Below are 12562 nucleotides of genomic sequence, written 5' to 3' on the forward strand. Positions count from 1 at the left end.
AATAGTATGGCAACAACTAAAAGCACAGGGTTCAAATTGAGTGTCATGACACTTGCAATTATGAATATCACTGCCGTTGTGAGCCTGCGTGGACTGCCTGCAGAGGCGGTTTACGGACCCTCTTCGGCTTTTTACTATCTGTTCGCCGCGCTGGTTTTCCTGATTCCTACCGCATTGGTGGCTGCCGAGCTGGCCGCCATGTTCGCCGACAAACAGGGCGGTGTGTTCCGCTGGGTCGGTGAGGCTATGGGTGCCCGGACAGGCTTTCTGGCCATTTGGCTCCAGTGGATCGAGAGTACGATCTGGTATCCGACCGTACTGACCTTCGGCGCGGTATCGATCGCCTTTATCGGCATGCATCCGACGGCCGATATGGCTTTGGCTTCCAATAAAATGTATACGCTGATCGTCGTGCTGGTGATCTACTGGGCAGCTACATTCATCGCCCTTAAGGGTCTGGGCTGGGTCGGTAAAGTAGCCAAGATCGGCGGTCTGGTCGGTACGATCATTCCTGCGGGTTTGCTGATCGTGCTCGGTATTATCTATTTGTCGACCGGCGGCCATAACAATATGGATATGAGCCAGGGATTCTTTCCTGACCTGACGAAGTTCGACAACCTGGTACTGGCGTCCGGTATCTTCCTCTTTTACGCCGGTATGGAGATGATGGGTATTCACGTGATGGATGTGAAGAACCCGAGTAAGAACTATCCGAAAGCCATCTTTATCGGATCGGCGATTACCGTGCTGATTTTCGTGCTGGGTACTTTTTCGTTGGGTTTCATCATTCCCGCAAAGGATATCAATCTGACGCAAAGCCTGCTGATCGGTTTCGACAACTACTTCCAGTACCTGCGTATGAGTTGGGCTTCCCCGATCATAGCCGTTGCGCTGATGTTCGGCGTATTGGCCGGTGTGCTGACATGGGTGGCCGGTCCTTCGAAAGGTATCTTTACCGTGGGTAAGGCCGGTTATCTGCCTCCGTTTTTCCAGAAATCCAACAAAATCGGTGTACAGCGTAATATCCTTTTGATTCAGGGTAGCGTGGTGACTTTGCTGAGCTTACTGTTCGTGGTGATGCCTTCGGTGCAGTCGTTCTACCAGATACTTTCACAGTTGACGGTGCTGTTGTACCTGATCATGTACCTGCTGATGTTCGCATCGGCGATCATATTGCGGTATAAAATGCCGAATATCGTACGTCCGTTTAAGGTCGGTAAGGTGGGTAACGGACTGATTTGGTTCGTGGCCGGTTTGGGTTTCTGCGGTTCGCTGCTGGCTTTCGTGCTGAGTTTTATTCCGCCCAGCCAGATATCAACCGGTAGTAACACCGTATGGTTCTCCGTACTGGTTATCGGCTGTATTGTCGTGGTAGCTGCGCCTTTTATCATCTATGCTTCGCGCAAGCCGTCCTGGCAGGCCCCGGGTGCAGGTTTCCAGCCTTTCCACTGGGAGCTTCCTAAAAATGCTTCCGCAGCCGCTGCTGCGACTGTAACCGCACCTGCGACCCCGTCTGCTGCGGCCACTCCTACTGCCGGCGCGGCCGGTGACGCGACCAACAATCAAAAAACAGAGTCATGAACAAGAACTTAACAAACGATCAGATAAAAGCCGTTGTACAAGAGGCGTACAACGTTGTGAAAAGCGATACGGGCGGCAAAAATGCCGATTACATTCCCTATTTGGCCAATGTGTCTTCGTCGCTGTTCGGTCTCTCGGTTTGCCTGCCTGACGGTGAGGTGATCGAGGTCGGAGACACGGGCTACGTATTCGGTATAGAATCCGTCTCGAAGGTTCCTACCGCCATCCTCGTGATGAAACAGTACGGCGCGGATGTAATCTTGCAAAAGATCGGTGCGGACGCAACCGGATTGCCGTTCAACTCGATCATGGCGATCCTGCTCGAAAACGACCATCCCTCTTCGCCGTTGGTGAATGCGGGTGCCATTTCGGCTTGCAGTATGGTAAAACCGGTGGGTGATTCGGCCGGGAAATGGAAAGCTATTACGGATTTCCTCGGACAATTGTGCGGCAGTCCGTTGGTGCTGATCGACGAGCTGTATAAATCGGAATCCGATACCAATTTCAACAATCGTTCGATTGCCTGGTTGTTGAAGAATTACAACCGGATTTACGACGATCCCGACATGGCGCTCGATATCTATACGCGGCAGTGTTCGCTGGGCATTACACCCAAGCAGCTTTCGATCTGCGGCGGTACGATCGCCAACCGGGGCGTCAATCCCGTGACCAAGACCCAGGTATTCGATAAGGCCCTCGCACCGAAAATCACGTCGATGATCGCTACGGTCGGTTTTTACCAGCATACCGGAGACTGGATGTACACCTCGGGCGTGCCGGCCAAAACCGGTGTCGGCGGCGGTGTGCTCGGGGTCGTTCCCGGCGTGATGGGCATAGCGGCCTTCTCCCCCCCGCTCGACGATGCGGGAAATTCGGTCAAAGCACAAAAGGCCATTTTGTATATCGCGAATAAACTGGGACTGAATATTTTCGACTAATTACACTTTAATCAGTGAGCATCAGAGGGGCATCCGGCAATTGATTTGGGGATGCCCCTTATATTTTATGTAAACTTTTAATGAGGCGGTAAATCTCTTTTTACAGATGGATCGGCTTACGGGTGCTCGGCATTTTATTTGTTCGAATAGTCACGCATGCTTTCACCGGATAAACAAAAACTGTGGAAGCTAAATCTGAATAGTCATTCCCAGCCCTAAAATCTTCCTGCAAAGATGACAACAGGCCAAACGACGACACCTGGTAAGCTTAAACCACACTTGGCATTGATCTTCGCGAATGTTCTTTTCGGGATGAACTTTTCGTTCTACGTCTCGATTATCCATCATTACATGGATTTCGAGGACCTGTTCTTCTTTCGCGTGGCTTTTGCTGCCGTCTGTTTTGTGCCGTGGACTTTTTTTTCGCAGCGCTACCGGATTCCGGCGAAAGACTTTGTGAAAATTCTGATTCCGACGGTGCTGGTTATTTACGGGCATGAATTCATGATGCTCTGGGGGGCCGAATATACCAATCCGGTGGATGCTTCGACGATTGCCACGATGGCACCGATCGTCACGCTGGTTGTTTCGGCGCGGATGCTGCACGAGAGGCTGCACATGGCTAAGGTGATCGGCGTGATTCTGGCTTTTATCGGTGCGGCTGTACTGATCCTCGGCAACGGAATCCCCGTTTTGCGCAGCCGGGAATTCGGCAACCTGTTTATGTTTATCAGCGTATTGGCCGCTGCCACCAATACGATTTTCATCAAACCTTCGCTGATGCGATACGGTACGATCCTCGTCACGGGTTGGTATTACATCATCGGACTGGTGATTTCCGCCCCGTTCTTTGCCAAAGGGTTGATGCACTATGATTTTGCGTCGTTGCCAGTGGCCGGGGGGCTTGAAATCGCATATATCCTGGTACTGGGAACCGTGCTGCCCAACTACCTGCTGTATTACGGTACGGAGAAACTGACCTCGGTGCATACGGGCCTTTACTCCTATTTGCAGCCGATTTCGGCCACTATCCTGGCCCTGTTGCGCCGACAGGTCGAACTCGATTACAATAACCTGATTGCTGCCGGATTGATCCTGATCGGTATCGTCCTGGTGGTGATCACTTATGAAAAATATAAATTTCCGGTTCCCAAAATCTAAATGCAAATTGAGCTACCTTTGCAAGGTTTTAGTCTTTTTCGCATTTATGGGGAGTTTTCGCGGTGTACTGTATGCTTTGATTTCATCGACCACCTTCGGGTTGGTTCCTTTTTTTTCGATCGCGCTGCTCGGCAGCGGTATGTCGGCTGCAACGGTGCTGTTTTACAGGATGAGTGTTGCGGCATTGCTGATCGGGCTGGTCGCCGCGGCGCAGCGGAAAAGTTTTGTCATTACGGCCCGTGAATTCGTGATTATCGTCGGTCTGGGGTGGCTTTATGCCGGCACGTCGCTCGGCCTGATTCTCTCCTATAGTTTGATCCCCAGTGGTATTGCTACGACGATTCATTTTCTGTATCCCATTTTGGTCACGTTTCTGATGATCGTCTTTTTTCGTGAGAAACGGTCGGCCGGATTGGTGGTGGCTGCGGTCGTTTCGTTGCTGGGTGTCGGGTTGCTGAGTTGGAGCGGCGGTGCTGTCGTGAACGTAGAAGGCATCATGCTGGTGCTGATTACCGTGATAACTTATGCACTCTATATCGTAGGCGTTAATAAAACGGGTGTCGGACGAATCGATTCACTGCCGCTGACTTTCTATATCCTGTTGTCCGCGGCGGTATTGTTCGCTATGTTCGCGGGACTGACCACCGGCATCGGGCCGATCCGCAGTTGGTATCAGGCGGTGAATGTTTTGCTGATTGCGCTGGTTCCTACGGTTATCTCCAATTTGACGCTGATACTGGCGGTTAAGAATGTCGGGTCGACCGTGACGGCGATTCTCGGTTCGATGGAGCCGGTTACGGCTGTATTGGTGAGTATTTTTCACTTCGGTGAACCGTTCAATCTGCAATATGCCTCCGGTTTGATGCTGATCCTCGCATCGGTTTGTCTGGTCGTATGGAGCAACAACCGTCGGCATCGGATTGATCGTTAAAACCGGCGGTTCGGTCGTATTTTTTTTGCAATCGGTACGAATCAGTTGTTTGCGGGAGAAATTCCTTTTACTTTTATTTCGTCAATTCTCCCTTTTTCAATTATGCAAACGACTCAACGATCGCGGACAAAAGTTATCCAGGTTATCGTCCATACGATCGCCTGGGCGATGATGTTCTGCTCTCCGCTCTTTTTCTCGCAGGGCGAAGGCAATTCGATTTCGTGGGCCCGCTACCTGGGTTTCTGCGCTTCGCCGCTCGCGTTCATGCTTGTCTTTTACCTCAATTATTTCGTGCTGATCGATCGTTTGTTGTTCCGCAAGCGGCTCGGGACCTTTGTCCTGATCAATCTCCTGTTAATTATATTGCTGGCAGTTGGACTACATGGCTGGCATGAATTCCACCGGACGTATGTGATGGGGATCCCCCCTTCTTCCCGCCCGCGTGCCCGTACGCAATTTTATCTCTTTTTCATGCTCCGGGACGCTGTGACGATGCTGCTGGTTACGGGGTTGAGTGTAGCCATCAAAATGACGGGACGCTGGTATCGTGTCGAGCGGGAAAAACAGGAGATCGAAAAGGAACGCACGCAGGCGGAATTGCAAAACCTGAAAAGCCAGCTCAACCCCCATTTCCTGTTCAATACGCTGAACAATATCTATGCGCTGGTGGCGCTCAATCCCCAGCAGGCGCAGTATGCGTTGCATTCGTTGAGCCAGTTGCTGCGGTATGTACTGTATGACAACAATCAGCAGATGATGCCGTTGTCTAAGGAGTTGGCGTTTATTCGCAGCTATGTGGAACTGATGAGCCTTCGTTTGTCGAAACAGGTACAGCTCGAAGTGAACCTGCCTGAGGACGACCGGGGATACCAGGTGGCTCCGCTGCTATTTATCGCATTGATCGAAAATGCCTTTAAACATGGTGTCAGTGCAACGGAACCCTCCTTCATTCACATTTCGTTCGCATTGACCGGAGGTGATACGCTGATTTGCACGGTCGAAAACAGTTGTTTCCCGAAAAATGAACTGGATCGCAGCGGATCGGGCATCGGCCTTGAAAATTTGCGCCGCCGCCTGAGCCTGCTCTATCCCGGACAGCATATTCTGCGGATGGAAAAGATCGGGGAGCAGTATGTGGCGCAGCTGATCCTGACATTGAAACCGCATGTGCAGGATAGCGAAATCGGGTCAAAATGATTATCTTGTCGAAACAAATTGTGAGAAGTGATGTCGTTATTGCGTTCCATAGTGGTCGATGACGAACCGTTGGCCCGCGAACTGGTCGAAGGATATGTAAACCAGACACCTTTCCTGGAGTCGGCCGGTTCCTACCCCGATGCACTCAGTGCTATGGAGGCTATCCGTAATGGGATGCAGGCCGAACTGTTGTTTCTCGATATCCAGATGCCGAATCTCAGCGGACTGGAACTCTCGCGTTTGCTGCCGCCGGAGATGAAAGTCATTTTTATTACAGCGTTCGAACAATACGCTGTCGAGGGGTTCCGCGTCGAAGCACTCGATTACCTGCTCAAGCCGGTCAGCTATGCCGACTTCCTGTCGGCGGCCCAGAAAGCACAACGCCAGTTCGAACTGGAACGAGGCGCGGTCAAGGCGAATGTTTCCGTCGAGGAGCGGAGTATCTTCGTAAAAACCGACTACAAAATCGTCCAGATCCATCTGGATTCCGTGCTCTATTTGGAAGGGGTCAAAGATTATGTGCGCATTCATACGGATGATGGCCCGGTCATGACGCTGATGAGTATGAAGGCGATGGAAGACGCCCTGCCCGATACCCGCTTTATCCGGGTGCACCGTTCTTTCATAGTCAATCTGGATCGTGTGACGACCATTGAGCGCAACCGGATCGTATTCGGCAAGGTTTATATTCCGATCACCGATTCCTATAAGGATCGGTTTATGGAAATCCTTTCCCGGCGTTTGTTGTAGCGTTCCGGGAACAGCGAGGCGTGTATCGTATTGTCGTCGATGTGGCGTACAGGCTCCGTGGGGGTACTTTATGCCGTTCTGCTTTTCCTTCTTGAAAGAATGTCCGGCATATGTTCGAGTGCCCACCCCACCAGGGCGTCGATATGCGGAATCAGGCTTTGTCCGGTTACGGTCAGCTTATATTCTACCCGTGGGGGCACTTCCGGATAAACTTTTCTGGATACCAGTCCGTCTGTTTCGAGATTGCGCAGTGTGACGGTCAGCATCCGTTGTGAAATATCGGCGATGGATTTCTGGATGTCGCTGAAACGCATGGTTCCGTTGGCGTGCAGCGTCACCAGTACGAGCATCGGCCACTTTTCCCCGATTCGCGTGAGGATATCCCGGATCGGACAATCGTTGGTATGGTGAAAGTTTTGCATTCTTCTTGCAGGTTTATCTTTTTGAAAGCCAGCAAAGGTTACTTTGATGTAACTCTCTGACATTGATGTTGGTTCTTGGTTATTTGTACAATTGGTTTTATATTCGCATCACAAAAGTAATAAACTTACTAAAAATAACTATTGTGTCATTAAAAAATTGAATTATGGCAAAACGTGTTGCGGCGGTAGCCGTTAATCCGGTTAATGGATTCGGTTTGTTCCAGTATTTGGAGGCTTTTTTTGAAAATGGGATCGGATACGAGGTTTATGCGGTGGCTCCGGCAAAAGAGATTAAAACCAATTCGGGTATTACGTTGGTGGCCGATGATGTGATTGCCAACCTGAAAGGTAAAGAGGATCAGTTCGACGCGCTGGTTTTTGCCTGCGGCGATGCTGTGCCCGTTTTTCAACAGCATGCTTCGGAGCCTTATAACGTCGATTTGATGGAAGTGATTAAAACTTTCGGGGAAAAGGGAAAAATGATGATCGGCCATTGTGCCGGTGCCATGATGTTCGATTTTGTGGGTATCACTGCGGGTCGGAAACTGGCAGTGCATCCATTGGCCAAAGCGGCTATTCGTAACGGTGTCGTCACCGATGAGAAGTCGGAGATCGACGGTAACTTCTATACGGCACAGGATGAGAATTCAGTTTGGACGATGATGCCGCACCTGATCGAAGCGCTGAAAGCCTAATTTCCGTTTGCACATTATTCCGACTATCCTGACGGCGGTTTGTTAAAGGATGGGTTTATTTGAAATCAAGGTGTTGGATGGCTGACCTAGATACCATAACGCTGGTTCAGATACTCCAACGCCTTGATTAATATTTTATCTTCCAGGTAGTTATTTCGATCGTTTTCGACCAAAATGTCCGGAATGCATCCGATGCCTTCCGGTGAGCTGCCGTCCGAAAGGGTTATTTTCACGATGGAATAGTTGTATACCCAGCCAGCCGGTGAATACGACTGCAGGCTTTGAGGATAAGTGGCCGACTAACTTGTCCCGGTCTGAAATCTCATAATGGGAAAGTCGGCGGACAACGGTGAATGCTCTTGTGGGGGACGATTGATTGAGACTTCGTAGGTTGTGTTTCTTTTGATGCGGATGAATACAAATTAAAAGCGGAACCGTTTACGGTTCCGCTTTTAGTAGAATAATGCAAGCCGAGATTAGTAAATCTGGCCGTACTTTTTGCACAGTTCGATGAACTTCTCGACGCGCTCGGGCTTTACGTCTGCCTGAATGATGTGGGCCGGAGCCACCATGTACCCGCCGCCTTTGCCAAGGATTTCGATGCGTTCCTTGATGTCGGCTTCGAGTTCTTCATCGGTGCCGTTCGGCATCAGGTACTGCTGGTCGATCGCACCCCAGAATGCGAACATATCGCCGTATTTATCCTTGACCTCCTGCGGAGAGTGCAACGGAACTCCGGGCTGAACCGGGTTGAACACGTCAAAGCCGCACTCTTTGATCATCGGCATCAGTGTGCCTACGGCGCCGTCGCTGTGCAGAATCATTACCAGATCCGGTTTTTTGGCCTTCAGCGTGTCAATCATCTTTTTGTAATACGGCAATAGCAGTTTGCGGAACATTTCCGGTGCGAAGAGCGTGCTGGTCTGCGATCCGAAGTCGTCACCCACCCAGATGGCATCCACACCGGCGTCGATCAGGCGCAGTGCGATCTGCGTCTGGAATTCCCCGCAGGCCGCGAAAAGCGGTTCGAGGTATTCGTCTTCCATGAACATGCTCATCAGGATCTTCTCGAACCCGGCAAGCTGGTGGGCCAGGGAGAAAAGAGTCACCTCGATGTCACCGATGATGAAATAGTCGTCCTTGTATTTTTTTACCAAGGCTTCCGCGTCACGGTAACGGCCCGGAGCGTCGGGGTCGGGAAACTGGTAGTTTTTGATATCGGCTGCAGTCTGGGCATTGGCAAGCGGGTATTCCACCACTTCGACGTAGAGCGACCCCTGCTGCATACGCATCTTGTATTCGTTGAGCCAGGTTCCGTCTTCGCGTTTCTCGATTTTGAAATCGTCCGAAACCGATGCGCCGACAATTACGGTATCGCTGCCCATCGCCGTGCGGATTTCGTTACCGCTGATTCGGTAGGTAACGTCTTCATAAAGGTTGTCCGTAACATGAACCGGGATGTTCAGCTTTTTGCCGAAATAGTCCAGGTGCTGGCGGCACAGGTCGAACTCCACGGGTACACGGTCGGGTAGCCCTTCGATGCGGCGGAACGCTTTTAAAACTCTTTCTCTGCTAGTCATCATTAGTATGTTTTCAGGTTTGATTTGATCGTTCCTTGCAGCAGGTACAGGCCATACCTGCTTTGTGGTTAACAAAGATAAAAATTTTTATTTGTACCGCAATCGGGACGTATGCTTTTTGGTATCTTTGGGACACTATTGTCCCCGAACGTTATGGATAAAATTATTGAATACACGCCCGAAGGGGTATGTTCGCGCCGGATTGAAGTGTATGTTGACGGCAGCAGGATCCGGAAGGTCTCTTTTGCCGGAGGATGTCACGGCAATACCCAGGGAATTGCCGCCTTACTGGAAGGAATGGAAATAGAAGAGGCGATCAGGCGTCTGGAAGGGATCGACTGCAAAGGGAAAGGAACCTCGTGTCCGGACCAATTGGCCCGGGCGTTGCGTCAACTGAGCGAGTAATGTTTTTTGTGCGGAACGTGCGTCCGGTTTCGCCGCTGCTTGCGTGAAAAGCTTTTGTCGCTGCATCCGGGGCACTCCGCCTCTTCGGCACACGCCTGGCAAGCCGTGTAAAGCGGGCAGCCGGAACATTTGCCGTCCGGAGTAGCTTTAAATCGCCTGTAGATCATGATGGCAGCCCAGATGACGCAGACTCCGACGATAATATATACGATAAGATCCTGCATGGCTATTTGATTTCCGGGTCAGAACAAACCTCCGACCTGATACACGATAAACGACATAAGCCATGCCAAACCCGTCGTGTAGAAAAGCGTAAAGGCGGCCCATGACCGTCCGGCCTCTTTGCGGATAGCCGTAATAGCTGCAATACAAGGGAAATAGAGCAGGATAAAGATCATCATCGAGTAGGCTACCAACGGGGTGTAGACCTTTTCCCCGGCACGGTCTCCCTGCGTGTATACCTGTTCCTGTAATTTTTCAGTCAATGTTATCTCATTATCGCCGGCATCGGTCAGTACGGCCATCGTGCTGACGACTATCTCCTTGGCGGCTAGTCCGCTGACCAGGCTGACGCCGATCTGCCAATCGAAACCCAACGGTCGTATTGCCGGTTCGATCGCTTTCCCGATCCGGCCGATATAAGATTGCTCCTGCTGTTGGGCCGGCGTGAGCGAACCGTCTCCGGTCGGGTAATGGCTCAGTGCCCATACAATCACCGAAGCGACCAGAATAATTGTTCCCATCTTGCGCAGGTATTGCACGCCCTTACTCCACATGTGGCGCACGACGCTGCGGGTCGTCGGAATCCGGTACGGCGGCAATTCCATGACGAAGGGTGCCTCGTCCCTGCGGAAAAAGACCCGCTTGAACAGGATGGAAGAGAGGATCGCGATCAGGATGCCGAACAGGTAGACCGACAACAGTACCAACCCTTGATTTTTAGGAAAAAATGCAGAAATCAGCAGGACGTATACCGGCAGCCGTGCGCTACAGGACATGAACGGGATAATCAGCATCGTCAGGATGCGGTCCTTGCGGCTTTCGAGCGTGCGGGTGGCCATGATCGCCGGGACGTTGCATCCGAAGCCCATCAGCAGCGGAATGAACGACTTGCCGTGCAGTCCGATCTTATGCATCAGCTTATCCATGATGAAGGCCGCGCGTGCCATATAGCCCGTATCTTCCATCAGCGAAATGAAGAAGAACAGGATCAGGATGTTGGGCAGAAAGACGATCACTCCCCCTACTCCGCTGATGATGCCGTCGACGATCAGGTTGCGCAGCGATCCTTTGGCCATTAAATTCGTAACCGTATCACTCAGCCAGCTCACGCCGCTCTCGATCCATCCGGCGGGGATGGCCCCGAGCGTGAAGGTGGCCTGGAACATCACCCACATCAATAGCAGGAAAACCGGCAGTCCCCAGATCTTATCCGTCATGATGCGGTCGATCCGTCCCGTCCGCGCATGTTTATCGTGTGTCTCGCCCTGGTAGGTTTCTTCTAACGCTCCGACGATGAAGCCGTACTTGGCGTCGGCGATCGCCGACTCGGGATTCTCGCCGAACCGTTTTTCGAGCTTCTGTTTCAGCAGCGCTTGCGTTTTGGTGATGTCGTTGAAGTTCGCACATTTTTCAAGCAATTTGAACGAACTTTGGTCGCCTTCGAGCAGTTTGATCGCGAGATAACGAGATGAATAGAGGGCAACGATGTCGCTGTTTTCCCAGATTTTATTTTGGAGGATGCCGATCGCTTCTTCGAGGTCCGTGCCGTAATTGATATGGATATGCCGTACGGTCGGCTCTTTGTCCTCGAATACTTTGGCTACGGTATCGAACAGCCGGCGGATGCCGGTTCCCTGCGAAGCGACCGTCGGAACGATCGGAATGCCCAGCATGCGGCCCAGGTGTTCGTAATCGAGCCGTGCGCCGGTTTGTTCCATCTCATCGTACATGTTCAGGGCGATGACCACCTTGATGTCCATGTCGATAAGCTGCGTGGTGAGGAACAGGTTGCGTTCCAGGTTGGTCGCATCGACGACGTTGATCACCACGTCCGGCATTTCGCGCAGGATGTGGGTGCGAACATACAACTCTTCGGGCGTATATTCGGTGATGGAATAGGTGCCGGGCAGGTCGACCAGGTTGAATGTGTAGTGTCCTTGGTGGAAGCGGGCCGTTTTGGCATCGACCGTAACCCCGCTGTAGTTCCCTACCCGTTCATGCGATCCGGAAGCGAGGTTGAACAGCGAGGTTTTGCCGCTGTTGGGGTTGCCGACCAGGGCTACGTTGATTACCTGGTTGCCGCTGCGGATTGCGCCCGGCCATTCGTGAGAGGTATGTGCAGCTCTCTTTGCATCGTGGCTGTGGTGGTGCGGCGGTTTGCGGCCGAACAGGTGCCGCCATACTTTGGAGTGACGTTTGCGATTATGCTGATGATGCGAACGGTGGTGCTTGAAGTCGTCCAGGCTATCCGTTTCGAGTTTCAGTTTCGGTAATTCGGAGATCGGCATCACTTCAATCAGTTCCGCTTCGCTGTGGCGCAGCGCAATGCGGTAACCCATGATCTCGTATTCGACCGGATCCTGCAACGGGGCATTCTTGATTACTTTGACGATTTTACCCCGGATGAAGCCCATTTCGGTAATCCGGTTACGGAACGAGCCGTGGCCGAACACTTTGGTGATCAGCCCTACTTCCGAAGTTTTCAACGCTGAGAGGCGCAGATGCCGGACCGGAACACTTTCTTCTGATGTGGGATGGTTTTGCATATACAACGAAACAACGTACAAAGATATAAATATCCTGTTAGGTTTCGGATCATTGTTCCGGCGAAAATGGAATGCATTGCCTCTATTTTAAAATAATTCGGAGAGGAGAGGATGCGGAATAGAGCCAAAATCAC

At 51.6% G+C, this 12562-nt stretch carries 12 protein-coding genes; 8 read left to right on the forward strand and 4 right to left on the reverse strand.

Annotated features, from left to right (window positions below; all coding sequences use genetic code 11):
* Nucleotides 1-6: 6 nt before the first annotated feature.
* From gadC to NQ495_RS01195, 6 genes are all read left to right on the forward strand, one after another.
* The gene (gene gadC / locus NQ495_RS01170; protein WP_009134818.1) at nt 7-1581 is read left to right on the forward strand and encodes a putative glutamine/gamma-aminobutyrate antiporter GadC; all 1575 of its coding nucleotides are present in this window, start codon (nt 7-9) and stop codon (nt 1579-1581) included.
* Nucleotides 1578-2519, forward strand: coding sequence for a glutaminase A (glsA, locus tag NQ495_RS01175; protein WP_009134817.1), 942 nt, complete (start codon nt 1578-1580; stop codon nt 2517-2519). The genes gadC and glsA overlap by 4 nt, the downstream gene beginning before the upstream one ends.
* 234 nt (nt 2520-2753) lie before the next feature.
* Complete coding sequence (locus tag NQ495_RS01180) at nt 2754-3680, forward strand: DMT family transporter (protein ID WP_009134816.1); 927 nt, start codon at nt 2754-2756, stop codon at nt 3678-3680.
* Between the two features lie 46 nt (nt 3681-3726).
* Complete coding sequence (locus NQ495_RS01185) at nt 3727-4611, forward strand: EamA family transporter (RefSeq protein WP_242035484.1); 885 nt, start codon at nt 3727-3729, stop codon at nt 4609-4611.
* 102 nt (nt 4612-4713) lie between these two features.
* Nucleotides 4714-5808, forward strand: coding sequence for a sensor histidine kinase (locus NQ495_RS01190; RefSeq protein WP_009134814.1), 1095 nt, complete (start codon nt 4714-4716; stop codon nt 5806-5808).
* Between the two features lie 30 nt (nt 5809-5838).
* Nucleotides 5839-6558 carry a LytR/AlgR family response regulator transcription factor gene (locus NQ495_RS01195; RefSeq protein WP_009134813.1) on the forward strand — a complete coding sequence of 240 codons (720 nt, stop codon included), beginning with the start codon at nt 5839-5841 and terminating at the stop codon, nt 6556-6558.
* A gap of 68 nt (nt 6559-6626) precedes the next feature.
* Here NQ495_RS01195 and NQ495_RS01200 read toward each other — a convergent pair whose 3' ends face one another.
* A complete protein-coding gene (locus tag NQ495_RS01200; RefSeq protein ID WP_009134812.1) occupies nt 6627-6980 on the reverse strand; it encodes a winged helix-turn-helix transcriptional regulator in 354 nt (117 codons plus the stop codon).
* Between the two features lie 164 nt (nt 6981-7144).
* On the opposite strand from NQ495_RS01200, the gene NQ495_RS01205 reads away from it, so the two are divergent.
* Nucleotides 7145-7675 carry a DJ-1/PfpI family protein gene (locus NQ495_RS01205; RefSeq protein WP_009134811.1) on the forward strand — a complete coding sequence of 177 codons (531 nt, stop codon included), beginning with the start codon at nt 7145-7147 and terminating at the stop codon, nt 7673-7675.
* Nucleotides 7676-7761: 86 nt separating this feature from the next.
* Here NQ495_RS01205 and NQ495_RS01210 read toward each other — a convergent pair whose 3' ends face one another.
* On the reverse strand, nt 7762-7908 hold the full coding sequence (locus tag NQ495_RS01210; protein ID WP_153811652.1) for a hypothetical protein: 147 nt from the start codon (nt 7906-7908) through the stop codon (nt 7762-7764).
* 243 nt (nt 7909-8151) lie between these two features.
* Nucleotides 8152-9258, reverse strand: coding sequence for a uroporphyrinogen decarboxylase family protein (locus NQ495_RS01215; RefSeq protein ID WP_197971143.1), 1107 nt, complete (start codon nt 9256-9258; stop codon nt 8152-8154).
* Nucleotides 9259-9408: 150 nt separating this feature from the next.
* Between NQ495_RS01215 and NQ495_RS01220 the strand changes: the two genes are divergently transcribed.
* A complete protein-coding gene (locus tag NQ495_RS01220; protein WP_040294608.1) occupies nt 9409-9660 on the forward strand; it encodes a TIGR03905 family TSCPD domain-containing protein in 252 nt (83 codons plus the stop codon).
* A 242-nt stretch (nt 9661-9902) separates the two neighbouring features.
* Here NQ495_RS01220 and feoB read toward each other — a convergent pair whose 3' ends face one another.
* Nucleotides 9903-12428, reverse strand: coding sequence for a ferrous iron transport protein B (feoB, locus tag NQ495_RS01225; protein ID WP_009134807.1), 2526 nt, complete (start codon nt 12426-12428; stop codon nt 9903-9905).
* Nucleotides 12429-12562: the final 134 nt, after the last annotated feature.

Source organism: Alistipes indistinctus YIT 12060, assembly GCF_025144995.1.
In the GTDB taxonomy this organism is placed as follows: Bacteria; Bacteroidota; Bacteroidia; order Bacteroidales; family Rikenellaceae; genus Alistipes_A; species Alistipes_A indistinctus.